At 65.9% G+C, this 14,849-nt stretch carries 16 protein-coding genes; 9 read left to right on the top strand and 7 right to left on the bottom strand.

The features are described from left to right. Nucleotides 1-268: 268 nt before the first annotated feature. Nucleotides 269-1,171 (top strand): TIGR01777 family oxidoreductase, encoded by a 903-nt coding sequence (locus ACR42D_RS00595; protein ID WP_484564934.1) that lies wholly within the window; start codon nt 269-271, stop codon nt 1,169-1,171. Nucleotides 1,172-1,255: 84 nt separating this feature from the next. Here ACR42D_RS00595 and ACR42D_RS00590 read toward each other — a convergent pair whose 3' ends face one another. The 4 genes from ACR42D_RS00590 to ACR42D_RS00575 all read right to left on the bottom strand — a co-directional run bounded on the left by ACR42D_RS00590 (nt 1,256) and on the right by ACR42D_RS00575 (nt 5,363). Next, a complete protein-coding gene (locus ACR42D_RS00590) occupies nt 1,256-3,241 on the bottom strand; it encodes a methyl-accepting chemotaxis protein (protein WP_484564933.1) in 1,986 nt (661 codons plus the stop codon). 137 nt (nt 3,242-3,378) lie between these two features. Next, nucleotides 3,379-4,044, bottom strand: coding sequence for an HAD family hydrolase (locus ACR42D_RS00585; protein ID WP_484564932.1), 666 nt, complete (start codon nt 4,042-4,044; stop codon nt 3,379-3,381). 175 nt (nt 4,045-4,219) lie between these two features. After that, nucleotides 4,220-5,065 carry a deoxyribonuclease IV gene (locus tag ACR42D_RS00580; protein WP_484564931.1) on the bottom strand — a complete coding sequence of 282 codons (846 nt, stop codon included), beginning with the start codon at nt 5,063-5,065 and terminating at the stop codon, nt 4,220-4,222. Nucleotides 5,066-5,081: 16 nt separating this feature from the next. Beyond that, the gene (locus ACR42D_RS00575) at nt 5,082-5,363 is read right to left on the bottom strand and encodes a hypothetical protein (RefSeq protein ID WP_014323020.1); all 282 of its coding nucleotides are present in this window, start codon (nt 5,361-5,363) and stop codon (nt 5,082-5,084) included. 245 nt (nt 5,364-5,608) lie between these two features. Here ACR42D_RS00575 and ACR42D_RS00570 point away from each other — a divergent pair, with 245 nt between their 5' ends. Then, complete coding sequence (locus ACR42D_RS00570) at nt 5,609-6,415, top strand: substrate-binding periplasmic protein (protein WP_484564930.1); 807 nt, start codon at nt 5,609-5,611, stop codon at nt 6,413-6,415. A 3-nt stretch (nt 6,416-6,418) separates the two neighbouring features. On the opposite strand, the gene rlmN is transcribed toward ACR42D_RS00570, so the two are convergent. After that, a complete protein-coding gene (gene rlmN, locus ACR42D_RS00565; protein WP_484564929.1) occupies nt 6,419-7,459 on the bottom strand; it encodes a dual-specificity RNA methyltransferase RlmN in 1,041 nt (346 codons plus the stop codon). A 152-nt stretch (nt 7,460-7,611) separates the two neighbouring features. Here rlmN and ACR42D_RS00560 point away from each other — a divergent pair, with 152 nt between their 5' ends. The 7 genes from ACR42D_RS00560 (at nt 7,612) to ACR42D_RS00530 (ending at nt 12,113) form a co-directional block, all read left to right on the top strand. Continuing rightward, nucleotides 7,612-8,013, top strand: a complete 402-nt coding sequence (locus ACR42D_RS00560; protein WP_484564928.1) for a PA2779 family protein — start codon at nt 7,612-7,614, stop codon at nt 8,011-8,013. 10 nt (nt 8,014-8,023) lie between these two features. Further along, nucleotides 8,024-8,977, top strand: a complete 954-nt coding sequence (locus ACR42D_RS00555) for a PA2778 family cysteine peptidase (protein WP_484564927.1) — start codon at nt 8,024-8,026, stop codon at nt 8,975-8,977. A gap of 202 nt (nt 8,978-9,179) precedes the next feature. Continuing rightward, nucleotides 9,180-10,265 (top strand): YedE family putative selenium transporter, encoded by a 1,086-nt coding sequence (gene yedE, locus ACR42D_RS00550; RefSeq protein ID WP_484564926.1) that lies wholly within the window; start codon nt 9,180-9,182, stop codon nt 10,263-10,265. A gap of 9 nt (nt 10,266-10,274) precedes the next feature. Next, nucleotides 10,275-10,493, top strand: a complete 219-nt coding sequence (locus ACR42D_RS00545) for a sulfurtransferase TusA family protein (protein ID WP_484564925.1) — start codon at nt 10,275-10,277, stop codon at nt 10,491-10,493. 2 nt (nt 10,494-10,495) lie between these two features. Then, on the top strand, nt 10,496-11,047 hold the full coding sequence (locus ACR42D_RS00540; RefSeq protein ID WP_484564924.1) for a putative Se/S carrier protein: 552 nt from the start codon (nt 10,496-10,498) through the stop codon (nt 11,045-11,047). Beyond that, nucleotides 11,035-11,898, top strand: coding sequence for an NAD(P)H-hydrate dehydratase (locus ACR42D_RS00535; protein WP_484564923.1), 864 nt, complete (start codon nt 11,035-11,037; stop codon nt 11,896-11,898). The genes ACR42D_RS00540 and ACR42D_RS00535 overlap by 13 nt, the downstream gene beginning before the upstream one ends. Next, nucleotides 11,895-12,113 carry a hypothetical protein gene (locus tag ACR42D_RS00530; protein ID WP_484564922.1) on the top strand — a complete coding sequence of 73 codons (219 nt, stop codon included), beginning with the start codon at nt 11,895-11,897 and terminating at the stop codon, nt 12,111-12,113. The genes ACR42D_RS00535 and ACR42D_RS00530 overlap by 4 nt, the downstream gene beginning before the upstream one ends. Before the next feature lie 36 nt (nt 12,114-12,149). Here ACR42D_RS00530 and ACR42D_RS00525 read toward each other — a convergent pair whose 3' ends face one another. Continuing rightward, nucleotides 12,150-13,214 carry a hypothetical protein gene (locus ACR42D_RS00525; RefSeq protein ID WP_484564921.1) on the bottom strand — a complete coding sequence of 355 codons (1,065 nt, stop codon included), beginning with the start codon at nt 13,212-13,214 and terminating at the stop codon, nt 12,150-12,152. Then, nucleotides 13,214-14,701, bottom strand: coding sequence for an MBOAT family O-acyltransferase (locus tag ACR42D_RS00520; protein WP_484564920.1), 1,488 nt, complete (start codon nt 14,699-14,701; stop codon nt 13,214-13,216). Before ACR42D_RS00520 ends, ACR42D_RS00525 begins: the two co-directional genes overlap by 1 nt. Between the last annotated feature and the right edge of the window lie 148 nt (nt 14,702-14,849).

Raw genomic sequence — 14,849 nt, 5'->3', positions numbered from 1 at the left:
TCCCGGACGGCGAATCCGGACCGCACTCCCCCTATGCCCCCGAGAGCGGGCGGCTCGTGTCCAGCCGTAACGGGCCGGCGCGACGGGGCATTGTCCTGTCCTCGAACGTCCTCAAAGGCGACGTGCCGGTCCGATCCGTGAACTGATCTTTACCCGAACGCACAACCGCCTAAAATTTATAAGTGTCTGGTAATGAATATCCACTCGTGGTATTCTGGGTCCCGGATATGACGCTCGAAGACCGCAATACTGACAAGGTGAAGGATACGTGCGTGCAATAATCGCCGGTGGAACCGGCTTCATCGGCAGGGAACTGGTTCGGGAACTGCGGGAACACGGCTGGGATATTCTCATCCTGTCGCGCACACCGGGCAAGGTCGCCGACGTGTTCAAAAACGGGGGCGTCATCGGCATGCCCTGGGATAACGGCTGGACCGACGTGCTCGGCCCGGACACGGCCATCGTCAACCTGGCCGGGGAGAACATTGCCGGGGGGCGGTGGACCCGCAAACGCAAGCAGCGCATCCTCCAGAGCCGGGTCCAGGCCGGGGAGCGCATCGTCAAGGCGGTGGAGCGGGCGGGCGTGGCTCCGGGCGTGCTCATCCAGGGGTCGGCCGTGGGCTACTACGGCCCGCGCGGAACCACGACGATCAACGAATACGCCGAGTCCGGGTCCGGCTTCCTGGCCGATGTCTGCAGGCAGTGGGAGGGGTCCACCTCCGCCCTCGAGAAGAGGGGCACCCGGCGCTGCATCATCCGCACCGGCATGGTCCTCGGTCACGGAGGCGCGCTGCAGCGCATGCTCCCGCCCTTCAAGTATTACCTCGGCGGGCCTCCGGGCGACGGGTTGCAGGGCGTCTCCTGGATACATATCAAGGACGAGGCCCGGGCCATCCGTTTCCTTTTGGAAAACCCCGAGGCCAGCGGGCCCTACAACCTCTGCGCCCCCACTCCGGTCAACTTCGCCAAGTTCGCCCACGTCCTCGGCGCCATCCTGGGCCGCCCGTACAAGACCCCGGTCCCGCCCCTGGCCCTGCGCCTGCTCTTCGGGCAGATGGCCGACGAGGTCCTCCTGTCCGGGCAATTCGCCCTGCCCGAGCGGCTGACCAAGGCGGGCTTCGAATTCTCCTTCCCGGAGCTCCCCGAAGCCCTGCGCGACGTGCTCGGCTAAGCCTCCCCGCCCAAGCGAGGAAAACCCCGGGCCGACACTGGTCGGCCCGGGGTTTTTTCCGTTTATACGTCGGGACGTCGCGGCCTAGAACCGTTCGAACCCGCTGTCGTCAGCGTCCGCCGCCCGGGGAAGGGCGAGGGGCGAGGGGCGGGACGCCTTGCGTTGGCCGACCGCCACAGGCCGGGAGTGGCCCAGATGGAAGAAGCTGATGGACTGTTGCAGCTGGGTGCTCTCTCCGGCCAGGGTCTCGGAGGTGGAAGCCATTTCTTCCGAGGCCGAGGCGTTCTGCTGGATGACGTGGTCCAACTGCTGGATGGCGTTGTTGATCTGGTCCACGCCGGTCTCCTGCTCGGCGCTGGCCGCGGCGATCTCCCGCACCAGGTCGGCGGTGCGCTCGATGTCCGGGATGAGCTCCCCGAGCTGGGCTCCGGCCTCCTCGGCCTTCCTCACCGTGGCCCCGGACAGCTCGCTGATCTCGGACGCGGCCTTGCCGCTGCGCTCGGCCAGCTTGCGCACCTCGGCGGCCACCACGGCGAATCCCTTGCCGTGCTCGCCCGCCCGTGCCGCCTCGATGGCCGCGTTGAGCGCCAGCAGATTGGTCTGCCGGGCGATCTCCTCGATGATCGAGATGCGTTCCGCGATATCCGTCATGGCGGCCATGGCCTCGCCCACGGACTTGCCGCTGACCTCGGCCCGCTCGGCCGCCTGGGTGGCGATCCGCTCGGTCTCGGTGGCGTTCTCCGAGTTGGCCCGGATGTTGCCCGCCATCTCCTCCATGGAGGCCGAAACCTCCTCCACGCTGGCCGCCTGCCGGTTGGCGCCTTCGGCCAGGCTCTGGGACGAGGCGGACAGCTCCTCGCTGCCCGCGGCCACGCTCTCGGTGGACTCGGAGACCTCGCCGATGACCTGCCTGAGCTTGGCGGCCATGCAGCGCAAGGCGTCGGCCAGTTGGCCGACCTCGTCAGACTGGTGCACGTCGATGTCCCGCGTCAGGTCGCCGTCGGCCAGGGAACGGGCCAGGTCGATGCTCTTGAGCACCGGCCCGGTGATGATCTTCGCGATGACCCACAGGACGGCCAGCAGCACGACCAGGGTCACGACCCCTATGCCAGCGCTGATCACGGTGAACGAATCGGCATGGCTGCGCACCGTGCTCATGGGCGTGACCACGGCCAGGGCCCAGTACTTGCCGGACTTGCCGATCTCGAACGGCGAATAGGTCACGAAGGACTCCTCGCCGTCCATGGGCGAGGTGATCTCATAGGACAAATTCTTGCCCGCCTGAACGGCGCTCAGGACCTTGCCGCTGCGTTCGCCCAGGACCTCCTTGAGATTCTTGCCCACCCAGTCCGCCTGGGGATGGGCCACGATGAACCCCTGGCCGGTGACCAGGAAGGCGTAGCCCGTGCCGAAGGGCTTGATGGACAGGACGTTCTTCTGCAGGTCGTTCAGATAGAAATCCACGCCGACAACGCCGATGTTTCTGCCGTTCTTCTTCACCGGGTAGCCGGTGGAGGCCAGCCAGAACTGCTTGCCCGCCACGTCCCAGGGATAGGGTTCGGTCAGGGTCTCGCCGCTGCCCGACATGGGCTCGGCATACCAGGCCTCGGACTCGAACCCGGCACCCGCGAAGTTGGAGGCGATGGTCCCGCCGTCACGGTAGTACCAATTGCGGTAGGCCCCTTTGTACTTGTCCTTGTAGTGGGCCTCGCGACCGTCGAAATCGTCGGGCGGAAAGGCGCACCAGACCCCGGCCAGGGCGTCGTTCTGCTGCAGTGCGCCGACCAGCACCGAGTCCAGGAGCTCGCGGTCGGGCACGGTGGCGTGGACCGCGCCCTTCTCGAACATGACGGCCAGGGTGCGGGTCACGGTGACGGCCTGGTCGATGGCCTGGCCCACGTCCGTGGCGTATCCCCGGGCGCGGTCCCGAGCCAGATCCTCGGCCTGGCTGACGGCCAGGTTCGTGGCCTTGATCGTCATGATCACGGTACTGGCCGCGATGAGGAGAAAAACGATGGTGAAGGTGGGAACCAGTATCTTGAGCCGAAGGCTCCAGTTCTTGAATCGCATGTACGTTTCCTTGCTTTGAGATGGAAATACCGTCTGGCCGACGCGGTAACGTATGACGCTTACCGCGCAGTCAGAAATTATATTCTGCGTATCGGAGAAATTTCACCAGTGAACGGCTGGCCGCAATCGCGCCAGGGTCAGATCAGCCCGGACCGCCGTAGCTCGGCCATGAGGGCGGCCGCGTCGCTGGCGACGTAATCGGGCTTGAAAGGGGCAAAACCGGCGGCGTCGATGCGCCCGGTGGTCACCCCGGCGGCCAGGGTTCCGGCGGCCTTGCCGGTCTGGACGTCCATGGGGTGGTCGCCGACCATGAGCGCCCGTTCGGGCGGCACGCCCACGCATTCGAGCGCCCGGAGCAGGTGGGCGGGGTCGGGCTTGAGGCGGTCCGAGCTCTCCCTGGGCAGGAACACCTGCATGTGGTCCTCGATGTCCGGGAAGACCCTTTTGATGGCCGCCGAGATGTTCCGGGAGATCACGCCCGTAGCCACGCCGCGCGCCCTGAGGTCGTCGAGCAGCGGCCGGGTGAACTCGTACAGGCAGCCGTCGCGGGCCGCGTCCAGCTCCATGGCCGCGATGACCAGCCGTCCGCGCGACAGAAACTCCATCCCCTCGGCCCGATCGCGTTCCATGACCTGGGCGGACAGCTTTTCCAGCCATTCCAGGGCGGGCGTGCCGTCCGGCACCGGGCGCTCGTCCATGAACACCTCGCCGAGCGCGGCGATCTTGGTCTTCATGAAATCGAAGTCCAGGGGCACGTCGGCCAGGGTACCGTCAAAGTCGAATATGATGGCGTCGAGTTTCAAGTGGGGCCTCCGGCGGCCGGGGGAAGGGGAGAGGGAAACCCTTTGAAAAGGGTTGTCCCTCTCCCCTTCCCCCGGACCCCCATCCCCTCCTTTTCCCAAACTTTTCGGGTGCGCTTTGCGCAAGGTACGAGGGCGGGGTGTGTGGTTCGGGTTCGGGTGGTCGGGGAATGAAAGACTATTTCGCCAGTTCGCGCAAGAGCGTCAGGTTGCGGACGTCGTCCTGGAGGTCCTCCGTCTTGGGGGTCTCCAGGGTCTTGGGGATGTCCGCGAAGCGCGGGTCGCGCATGAGGTTGCGAAACCCTTCCACGCCGATCTCGCCCTGGCCGATGTGCTCGTGCCGGTCCTTGCGGGAGCCGAACCCGTTCTTGGTGTCGTTCAGGTGGAAGAACTTCAACCGGTCCAGGCCGATGATCCGGTCGAAGGCCTCGAAGGTGGCCGCGTACGTATCCGGGGTGCGGATGTCGTATCCGGCAGCGAAGGTGTGGCATGTGTCGTAGCACACGCCCAACCGGTCCGGATGGGCCGAGGCCTCGATGATGGCCGCCAGTTCCTCGAAGGAGGACCCCAGATTGGTGCCCTGCCCGGCGGTGGTCTCGAGCAGAACCATGCCTTTCTTGGTGCCGGATAGCTCGATGGCCCGGTCCAGGTTGGCGACGTAGCGCGCTATGCCCGCCTCGACGCCTTCGCCCAGGTGGGAGCCGGGGTGGGTGACCAGGTAGGGGATGGACAGGATCTCTATGCGCCGCAGTTCCTCGGCAAAGGCCAGGGTGGAGCGCTTGAGCAGGTCTTCCTTGTTCGAGGCGAGATTGATCAGATAGGAATCGTGGGCCGCCACCGGGTAGTCGCCCCACTGCGCGCGGGCCGCCGCGAACAGTTCCGCGTCGTACTCGGTCAGCTCCGGGACCTTCCACTGCCGCTGGTTGCGGGTGAAAATCTGCAGGGCCGTGCCGTCCACCCGCATGATCCGCTCAAAGGCCATGTGCAGGCCTCCGGCGATGGACATGTGCGAGCCCAGGAACATGGAGCAATCCGCCAGGCTAGTCGATCCAGGCGCCCAGGGCGTCCACGATCTTCTTGGCCTGGGCCTGGGAGGAGATGTTGAACTTGGACTTGGGGCGGTAGGTGCCGTCCACCTTCTGGTAGCGGCGGATGGTGTACTTGTCCGGACCGTATTCACCCTTGGCTCGGTTGAGTTCCTGGTAGCGGAACACGATGGTGGTCCAGGCGCCCTTGGAAAGAACGACCTTGTCCAGCTCCTTGACGATGAGCTGGTTGTCTTCGGAATAGTTGATGGTGATTTCGTCCACGGTGGCTGCCATGCTGCACTCCTGATATATGATGTCCGCAGTGCTTCTGCGGCTGGCGCTACCCATACATATGTAGTGGAGGGATGGCAACCCCCGTATTTCGGGCCTTTCCGGCGGTCGGACCACGGCGCTGGTGGACGCGCGCCCGCTCCCGAGGGTCTTGCGCCCGCGCGAAACCAACCATTGTCAGAAGGGCGAATACAAGGTATCCACCTGCCGAGGCCCGAGGGAGCCGAGCCGAGGATACGACGACGAGAATGCCCAAGCACCCCGCAAGACGCCCCCCCGAAAGACACGCGGCCCCACGCCGCCTTCCGCTCCTGGCCTCGGCCCTGCTGGCCTTCTGCGCCCTGACCCTGCTGTGCGCGGGAAAGGCCCCGGCCGAGTCCGAGGCGCTGACCTTGGGCGTGGAGCGCATCGACTATCCGCCCTACGGCTCCTTCCGCCACGGCGACTACGAAGGGTACGCCCGCGACCTGCTCGATTCCTTTGCCATCGAATACGGCTACACCATGGTCTACGTGGCCCTGCCCGTGAAACGGCTGTACCAGGAGTTCCTGGAGACCCGCGACCTGGACCTGAAGTTCCCGGACGCCCCTGACTGGCACCCGAGCAGGCGCAAAGGGCTGAACATCGTCTATTCCGATCCGGCCTGCTCGTACACGGACGGCATCCTGGTCAAGCCCGAGAACCTGGGCAAGGGCATGGGAGCCATCAGGACGCTCGGCATCCTCGCCGGGTTCAAGCCTTGGCTGCTCGATCCGCCCATCAGCCCCAAGTCGATCAAGGTGTCGGAAAACGCCTCCATCTCCGGGCTGCTGGCCAAAGGGCTCGTGGGCCGGGTGGACGGGGTATACGCCAACATGGAGGCGGCCCGCCATCTGCTGACCGCCATGGGCCGCCGGGACCAGCTGGTCCTCGACCCGGACCTGCCGCACGTGACCGGCTCCTACCGGTTGTCCACCATCAAGCACCCCCGGGTTCTGCGGGAGTTCGACGAGTTCCTCCAGAAACGGTCCGAGCTGGTGGACTCACTCAAGAAAAAACACGGACTGGACCGCTAGGCCCTATTCCTTCTCGAGGCTGTCGGCCTTGAGCTGGCCGCAGGCCGCCTTGATATCCGCGCCCATGGAGCGGCGGATGAAGGCGGTCAGGCCGTGATCCCACAGACGCTTTTCAAAGGCCTCGACCCGGTCGCGGTCGGGCGCGCCGTAGGGCATGCCCTCGGTGGCGTTGTAGGCGATGAGGTTGATCTTGCCCTTCCTGCGGTCGATGAGCCGGGCCAGCTGGTCCGCGTGCTCCATGGAGTCGTTGACGTCCTTGAGCAGCAGGTACTCGAAGGTGATCCGCTCGCGCGGACGCATGGGATAGGCGGCCAGGACGGCCATGAGGTCGTCCAGGTGGACCTTGGCGGCCTTGGGCATGATCTTGGCGCGCAGCTCCTGGGTGGGCGCGTGCAGGGAAATGGCGGGCAAGGCTATCTCCAGATCACCGAGAACTTTGAGCTTGTCCGGGAAGCCCACGGTGGAGACCATGGACCGCCGCCAGGACAGGGACAGCCCGCGCTCGCACGGCAGGTCGGTCAAAACCTTGATCAGCGTGTCCAGGTTGAGCAGGGGCTCGCCCATGCCCATGAACACGAGGTTCTTGAGCTCGTTCATCCCCCGGTCGGCCAGGTACTGGCGGCCCACCAGAATCTGCCCCATGATCTCGCCGTAGGTCAGGTTGCGCTCGAACCCGAGCTTGCCGGTGTTGCAAAAGGTGCAGGCCATGGCGCAGCCCACCTGGGTGGACAAACACTGGGAGTAGCGGTCCTGCATGGGGATGAGCACCGTCTCGATGAGCTTGCCGTCGGCCAGCCTGAGCAGGAACTTGATGGTCCCGTCCCGGCTCTCGGCCACGCGGGCGATCTCCGGCCAGACGATGTGCGCCATGGCGGCCAGCTTCTCGCGCAGGGGCTTGGACAGGTTGGTCATGGCCTCCACGCCGCGCACGCGCTTCTGCCACAGCCACTGCCAGATCTGTTCGGCCCGGTAGCGGGGTTCCTTCAGGTCCTCGGCCACAAAGGCCTCGAGGTCGTTCTTGTTCAGCTCTATGAGATTATGCATGGGCGTTCCTTGCAGGACAGGGGCGGGCGGTGTCAAGGCCGATGGCGGACCGGACTTCTTGTGCAAATGTCTGCCAAGGGTTTGCGGTAAGGTCCGCCGTGGGTTATAACACGCCTGTCCGAGAAAAACGACAACCCGGAGGAATCCTCAAAATGTACAATAAGTTCAGCAGAATCGTCTGCCTGACCGTGGTCTTTTCCCTGCTCGTCCTGAACGTCGCCACCGCCCGGGCCGGGCTCGTCTCCACCGAGGCGGCCCTGTCGGCCAGCCGCAGCGCGGACAACCGCGCCATGGTCCTAAGCCAGCTGCAACGCGACGACGTGCGCCAGGTCCTGCAGAGCAAGGGGCTGTCCGTGTCCGAGGTCGAACAGCGCGTCAGCGCCCTGTCCGACGCCGAGGTCAACCAGATCGCGGAGCGCATGAACGACATGCCCGCGGGCGGCGGCGCTTTCGGCGTGGTCATCGGGGCCGTGCTCCTGGTCTTCATCATCCTGCTCATCACGGACATGGCCGGAGCCACGGACGTCTTCCCGTTCGTGAAAAAGGCCAGATAGCCGGAACGCAATGCACCGCATCACATCGGGCGGCGGCCGCATGGCCACCGCCTGTCTCGCCCTGTTCCTCCTTGCCCTCGGATCGGGCTGCAGCCTGTACGGCGGCGTCATGCCGCCCTCGCCCACGGGCGCGGAACTGACCCGCGTGCCCGACGTGCCCTTCTATCCCCAGGAGGAGTACCAGTGCGGCCCGGCCGCCCTGGCCATGGCCATGACCTGGAGCGGACTCCGGGCCGCGCCCGAGGACCTGACCGCCGAGGTCTACACCCCGGCGAGCAAGGGCAGCATCCAGCCCGACATGATCACCGCCGCCCGCCGCCACGGGCGCATGGCCTACGTCATCCACGGGGGCGACCGGTTGTCCGCCGAGATCGGCGCGGGCAATCCGGTCATCGTCCTGCAGAACCTCGCGCTTTCCTGGTATCCGGTCTGGCACTACGCCGTGGTCACCGGCCTGGACAACGCCACCGGCGAGGTCCTGCTCAACTCGGGCGCGATCCGGTCCAAGCGCACCCCGTGGCGGGTCTTCGAGAACACCTGGGGCCCGGATTTCTGGGGACTCCTGGTCCTGCCGCCCTCGCGCCTGCCCGCCACGGCGCGGGAAAAGGAATGGCTGGACGGGGCCGTGGGGTTGGAGCGTGCCAAACAGTGGGAAGCCGCCGAGCAGGCCTACGCCACGGCCACGGCCCGCTGGCCCGGCAGCCATGACGCCTGGATCGGCCTGGGCAACGTCCGCTACACCCTGGGCAACGCGCCCGGCGCGGCCACGGCCTTCCGCAAGGCCACCGAGGCCAAACCGGACAGCGGCATCGCCTTCAACAACCTGGCCTTTGTCCTGGACGAGCTGGGCCGACGCGACGAGGCGCTTGGAGCCGCGCGCAAGGCCGTGTCCCTGGGCGGCCCGCAGGTCGAGACCTTCCGCCAGACCCTGTCCGACATCGAGAACGAACCTCCCCGCCCGTAGTCCTTTTCCGGCCTCCAGCGCATACTCCTTCCGCCCTCCCGCTGTTTGCGCCGCTTGCATTGATATACTCTATGGGTGCAAAAGCGTACGTATATAAAAAGGTCTGGCCCGACCGGTTGTATTCCTCTATGTTTCGTGTCGGAATTGAGGGAAGGTCTGCTCTTTATTGGGGGAAAGTCCGCTTTTTACTCAAGGAGGAGGTATGACCAACTTTTTCGCCTCACGGAAAGGGATCATTTCCGTCGGGCTCGTCATCGGCGGCCTGGCCGCTTTGCTGCAATACCTGGGCAATCCGGGGAACATGGGCATCTGCGTGGCCTGCTTCGAACGGGACATCGCCGGAGCCGTGGGGCTGCACCGGGCGGGCGTGGTCCAGTACATGCGCCCGGAGATCATCGGCTTCGTGCTCGGCGCGCTGGGCGCGGCCTTCATGGGCAGGGACTTCCGGCCCCGGGCCGGTTCCGCGCCCATCGTCCGCTTCGTGCTCGGCGTGTTCGCCATGATCGGGGCCCTGGTCTTCCTGGGCTGCCCCTGGCGCGCCATCCTGCGGTTGGCGGGCGGCGACCTGAACGCCCTGTTCGGCATCGCCGGGCTCATCGTGGGCATCGGCATCGGCACCCTGTTCTTCCGCCAGGGCTACAACCTGGGCCGGGCCCAGAAGACCTATTTGTCCGTGGGGGTGATCATGCCCCTGATCATGGCCGGATTCCTGGCGCTCATGTTCATCTACCCGCAGGTGGCCGACGAGGCCAAGTCCGGCGTGCTCTTCTACAGCCTCAAGGGCCCCGGAGCCATGCACGCGCCCCTGTTCATCTCCCTGGCCGTGGGCCTGCTGGTGGGCATCCTGGCCCAGCGCAGCCGGTTCTGCACCATGGGAGCCTTCCGCGACCTGATCCTGTTCAAGCAAGTTCACCTGCTCTCGGGCGTGATCGCCCTGCTGGTGGCCGCCTTCGCGGTCAACCTGATCCTCGGCCAGTTCCACGTGGGCTTCGCGAACCAGCCGGTGGCCCATACCCAGGGTTTGTGGAACTGCATGGGCATGGTCCTGGCCGGGCTGTGCTTCGCCCTGGCCGGAGGCTGCCCGGGCCGCCAGCTGTTCATGGCGGGCGAGGGCGACGGCGACGCGGCCGTGTTCGTGCTCGGCATGATCGTGGGAGCGGGTTTCTCCCACAACTTCGGTCTGGCCAGCTCGCCCAAGGGCGTAGGCCCGCACGGCATCGCGGCGGTCTTCATCGGCCTGGCGGTCTGCCTGTTCATCGGTTTTACCATGCGCAAGAAAGCGGCATAGGGGGACGCCATGAGTGAATTAGTCGACGCGCGGGGCCTGTCGTGCCCCCAACCGGTACTGGATACCCTGGCCAAGATCGCGGCCATGGGCTCGGGCGAGTTCGAAGTCCTGGTGGACACCGAGGCGTCCAAGGAAAACGTGGCCCGCGCCGCCCAGGGCAAGGGCTGGAAGGTGGATTCCATATCCGAGGAAGGCGGCGAATACCGCCTGAAACTGCTCGGAGGCTAGGTTTGGCCCTGGCCGACCTGTTCAGAAAAAAGGCTTCCGGCCCGCCCGCCCGGACGCGGGCGGACCGGGGCTTGCTCGTGTTCGAGCACACCAGCGAGGTAATCCGGGCCGAGAAGCTCCTCAGGGAGACCGGCCGGGACATCCGGGTCATGGGCCCGCCCCCGGAGATACAGCGCGGCTGCGACCTGGTGGTGGAGTTCCCGCTCATGGAGAAGCTCGACATCCTGCGCATCCTGGCCGAGGCCGGGACCGAGCCGTTGGAGAGCGTGCCCGTGACCGGCCCTCTGCTCTCCCCGGTGGACCTCTTCCAGGTCAAGGATTTCGGCGACCATCTCATGGTCCGCGCGGCCAACATGAAGCTGACCGTGGAGAAAGGCACCCGGCGCATCGTCAACGTGTCCGGCGGCGGCTGCCCGGACGTGCCGTACATCGCGGCCCGTCTCATCGGGCGCACCCTGGACGAGGCCCCCTCCCCCCGGGAGATCGGCCATACCCTGTGCGGCTACGCCCTGGAGCTGGCCCACGAGGAGATGGTGCGCCTGTGCTCATCGTAGTCGGCACCATACCGGACCCGGCCGTGCCCGTGCTGGACGCCCTGGCGGCCGTGGCGGGCGACACGCTCACCGTGGGCGGCCGCGCCCTGCCCCCGGACCGGGGCACCCCGGCCCTGCTGGCCGCCGCAGCTATAACCTGCGATTTTCTGGGGGCCAACCCGCCCCACGCCCTGCTGGCGGGCGACGAGGGGCTGGGCAACGGCAGCCGCGAGCTGTACCGCCATCTGGTCGAGGTGCTGCCCGCGCGGCGTTGCGCGGTCCTGGCTTTCCACTATCTCCAGCCCGACGTGGACTGGCACAACCGCGTGCTCCTGACCGCCCAGGCCATGGCCGGGCCGCCCGCCCTGGTGGCGGACGCGGGGTTCATGTACGCGGCCAAGATGAGCGGGTACGCCGGGGAATACGCCCTGTTCACGCCCGACGCCGGGGAGCTGGCCTTTTTGGCCGACGAGGCCGCGCCGCACCCCTTCTACACACGGGGGTTCATTCTCCAGGACGAGGACCGGGTGCCGGAGTTGATCGGGCGCGCCTATGAACACGACAACGCGGCCCGCTGCCTGCTGGTCAAGGGACGCGTGGACCGCGTCGCGGACCGCACCGGGGTCCTGGCCGAGGTGAGCGCGCCGTCCGTGGAAGCCATGGAGGCCATGGGCGGCACGGGCGACACGGTCACGGGCATGGCCTGCGCCCTGATGGCGGCCGGGCTGTCGGCGCACAAGGCCGCGCACGTGGCGGCCCAGGCCAACCGCTACGCGGGCGAGGCGGCCCGCCCCACCCCGGCCTCGCAGATAGGCGAGCTGATCCCGCACATCCCTCAGGCCCTGGCCCGAGCCATGGGAGAGATCCTGTGACCCGGCGTGTCACCCCGGACATGACCCTGCTGGACATCGTCCACCAACACCGCGCCACCGAAGCGGTCTTCCGCGCCCGCGACGAACAGGCGGGCGAATGCCTGCTCTGCAAGGCCCTGTTCGAGACCGTGGCCGACGCGGCCACCCGCTACGGGCTGGACCTCGACGCGCTCATGGCCGACCTCGAGGCCGTTGTTTCCGAAGAAGAAGAATAGATAACCCGGACAGAGAGGAGACCGGGCGTTGACCGGTCAGTTTCCGGTGGAGGCCAGAAACCGTTCGACCGCGCCGAGGTCAAGGACCGGACGCAGTTCCGGATGCAGGCGGGCCAGCTCAAGGAGAACCTTGGCGTCGCCGCGCTGGGTGGTGTGCAGGGAATCCTGGAAATAGTCCGGGGTCAGGCCGAGCCGGGCCGGGTCCTGCAGGTCCACGGCCCCATGCCGGGCGGCATATTGCAGGGTCTTACCCACGTAGGCGTATCCCGCGTTGGTTTCCAGCTCCTCCTGAAACGCCGGGGAGATGGGCGGAAAGACCACGACCACCTTGTGCCCCAGTCCCTCCAGCTTGGACACCTCGCCGAAGAGGGCCTCGAGGGCCCCGGTCTGGAGCTTGTCGTTGTAGCGGAACTCGGTCCGCCCGATGCGCGTCTTGACGTTGGCGACCATGGCCTCGTGGGTCTGCTGGGAACCCGCGGGCTCCAGATGCGAACCATCGGCCTCGAACCCGGCCTCCTGGTTCATGGATCGCAGGCCGATACGCAGCGGCCGCTTGTTGAACAAGGCGGAGCCGCGCAGGACCGGGCCGATGCCGACCTTGCCCTCGATCACGTACCAGGAAGGCAGGAAAAACATGTCCAGGCTGCGCTCGGTGCCGATCGGATGGGTGAACGTGTGCCCCCCTGTGACTTTGCTCAACGGTTCACGAAACCACCAGAAGTCGACCAGGACAAGGATCGTCTGAGGTGGCTGTCGCTCCATGTATTTTAAGAAGTTGATCGCGGTGCGCACGCTGGACATGATCCGACCGCAATTGACCATGGGCTTGCCGAAGAACGCCTGGCGGAATTGCAGGGCGCGGGACGACCCGGCCACCACCACCTCGTGGGGCCGCGCCTCCATGAGCGCGTATTTGTAGGCCGCGTGGCTGTTGTTGAAAAGCGGGCCGTACAGGATGTCCGGATTCTCCGCCTGGGCGCGGGCTATGTCGGTGTACGGCCGCGTTTCTCCGGCCAGGTAGACCAGCGCGAAGTTGAAGGCAGCGAACCCGCCGTAGACCAGGGCCACCAGTCCGAAGGTTATGAAAAATCGCTTGAGCATCAGAAATCGAAGTACAGGTACCGGACCTGCCCGTTGACGAACATGAAGACCGTGCCCGTGACCAGGGCCAGGGCGGAAAACGCCCCGGCGGCATAGGCGAAGGCGTGTCCCTCGCGCAGGACGGCGGGCACCAGCCGGGCAAAGGGATACTCGTTGCGCCTGCCGAGCAGGATGGCCGGGTCGAACCGGCGCATGACCTGCAGGGTGTTGGGCATGAACCAGACCACGAGCATGAGCAGGCCGAGGTAAAGCTCGACGTGCGTGTCGGGCAGGTTGTGCAGCCTGTCACCGGACACGCCGACCATGGCCTGTATGATGACCCACGCCGAGTGGAAGGATTCGGCCCGGAAGACCACCCAGGCGAAGACCGCGAAAACGAAGGTGACCAGGATGGAGCTGACCGCGACCAATCGGGTGTCCGGCAGCTTCACGCGCGTGGAGAAGACGCGCTGCACAACCATGGCCGCGCCGTGCATGACGCCCCAGACCACGAAGGTCCAGCCCGCGCCGTGCCACAGCCCGCACAGGAAGAAGACGATGAACAGGTTGACCAGGGTGCGCGAAGCCCCTTTGCGGTTGCCGCCCAGCGGGATGTACAGGTAGGTGCGCAGGAAATAGCCGAGCGAAATGTGCCAGCGCTGCCAGAACTCGGCGATGTTCCTGGACCGGTAAGGCGAATAGAAGTTGGCCGGGATGCGGATGCCGAGCAGGCAGCCCAGGCCGATGGCCATGTCCGAATAGCCTGAGAAGTCGAAATAGAGCTGCATGGAGTAGCAGAGCGCCGCCCGCCACGCCTGGCCCGGGTTCGGGATGCCTCCCCCCGCCACCTGGGCAAAGATCGGGTCGGAGAAGTGGGCGATATTGTCGGCCAGCCCGGTCTTCTTGAGCAGCCCCACGGAAAAGAAGAACAGGAAGAGCATGACCCGCTCCGGAGAGAAGCGGATGCCGCCCGGCTCGCGCAGCTGCGGGATGGTGTCGTGATGGAAGAGAATGGGCCCGGCCACCAGGTGGGGGAAGTAGGTGATGGTCGCCCCGTATTCCGGCCAGGTGTAGCCCTGGATGCGCCGGGTGTGGATGTCTGTCAGAAAGGCGATGGCCGTGAAGGTGTAGAACGACAAGCCGATCGGGATCTCCCCGGCCTGGCCCGTGTACTCGAAGCCGAACAGGAGACTCAGGTTCTCCAGCAGGAAGTGGGTGTACTTGTAGAAGCCGAGCACGGACAGGGCCGTGGCCACGCCGAGGACGAGCCACGTCTTGCGCATGGCGTCCGACCGGGATCGGCTGATCAAAAACGCGAACAGCCCGTTGGTCGCCAGGCTGAACAGGAGCACAGGCAAGTATTCTATGCGCCAGTAACCATAAAAGAAAAGCGACAGCCCGATGATGGCAACCACCTGGGCCGTGGGCGAAACGCGCCGGGCGAAATAAAAGATCAGACAGGCCGCTGGCAGGAAAAGGAAAAGAAATTCCGGTGAGTTGAAAAGCATAGGTGCGGCGCTGGTTGAATTGACGGGACACGGCTCCGGGCCGGTCCGCCCTTTCTACGGCAACGGGGCAAAATGTCAAGAATACTCCGGTTCAGGTCAGAAACGCAAGGATTACATGGGAATTCTCAAAGACCCTCAACGCCCCGGA

The sequence above is a fragment of the Pseudodesulfovibrio sp. lm2024 genome (assembly GCF_051175575.1).
Classification (GTDB): Bacteria; Desulfobacterota; Desulfovibrionia; order Desulfovibrionales; family Desulfovibrionaceae; genus Pseudodesulfovibrio; species Pseudodesulfovibrio caledoniensis.
Note: the sequence above shows the minus strand (reverse complement) of the source record. Positions and strands in the feature narration are given on the sequence as shown.

Coding starts and splice junctions, on each gene's coding strand:
- ACR42D_RS00590 (WP_484564933.1), bottom strand. CDS start 3,241: ATGCGATTCAAGAACTGGAGCCTTCGGCTCAAGATACTGGTTCCCACC.
- ACR42D_RS00580 (WP_484564931.1), bottom strand. CDS start 5,065: ATGTTCCTGGGCTCGCACATGTCCATCGCCGGAGGCCTGCACATGGCC.
- ACR42D_RS00575 (WP_014323020.1), bottom strand. CDS start 5,363: ATGGCAGCCACCGTGGACGAAATCACCATCAACTATTCCGAAGACAAC.
- ACR42D_RS00570 (WP_484564930.1), top strand. CDS start 5,609: ATGCCCAAGCACCCCGCAAGACGCCCCCCCGAAAGACACGCGGCCCCA.
- rlmN (WP_484564929.1), bottom strand. CDS start 7,459: ATGCATAATCTCATAGAGCTGAACAAGAACGACCTCGAGGCCTTTGTG.
- ACR42D_RS00560 (WP_484564928.1), top strand. CDS start 7,612: ATGTACAATAAGTTCAGCAGAATCGTCTGCCTGACCGTGGTCTTTTCC.
- ACR42D_RS00555 (WP_484564927.1), top strand. CDS start 8,024: ATGCACCGCATCACATCGGGCGGCGGCCGCATGGCCACCGCCTGTCTC.
- yedE (WP_484564926.1), top strand. CDS start 9,180: ATGACCAACTTTTTCGCCTCACGGAAAGGGATCATTTCCGTCGGGCTC.
- ACR42D_RS00545 (WP_484564925.1), top strand. CDS start 10,275: ATGAGTGAATTAGTCGACGCGCGGGGCCTGTCGTGCCCCCAACCGGTA.
- ACR42D_RS00525 (WP_484564921.1), bottom strand. CDS start 13,214: ATGCTCAAGCGATTTTTCATAACCTTCGGACTGGTGGCCCTGGTCTAC.
- ACR42D_RS00520 (WP_484564920.1), bottom strand. CDS start 14,701: ATGCTTTTCAACTCACCGGAATTTCTTTTCCTTTTCCTGCCAGCGGCC.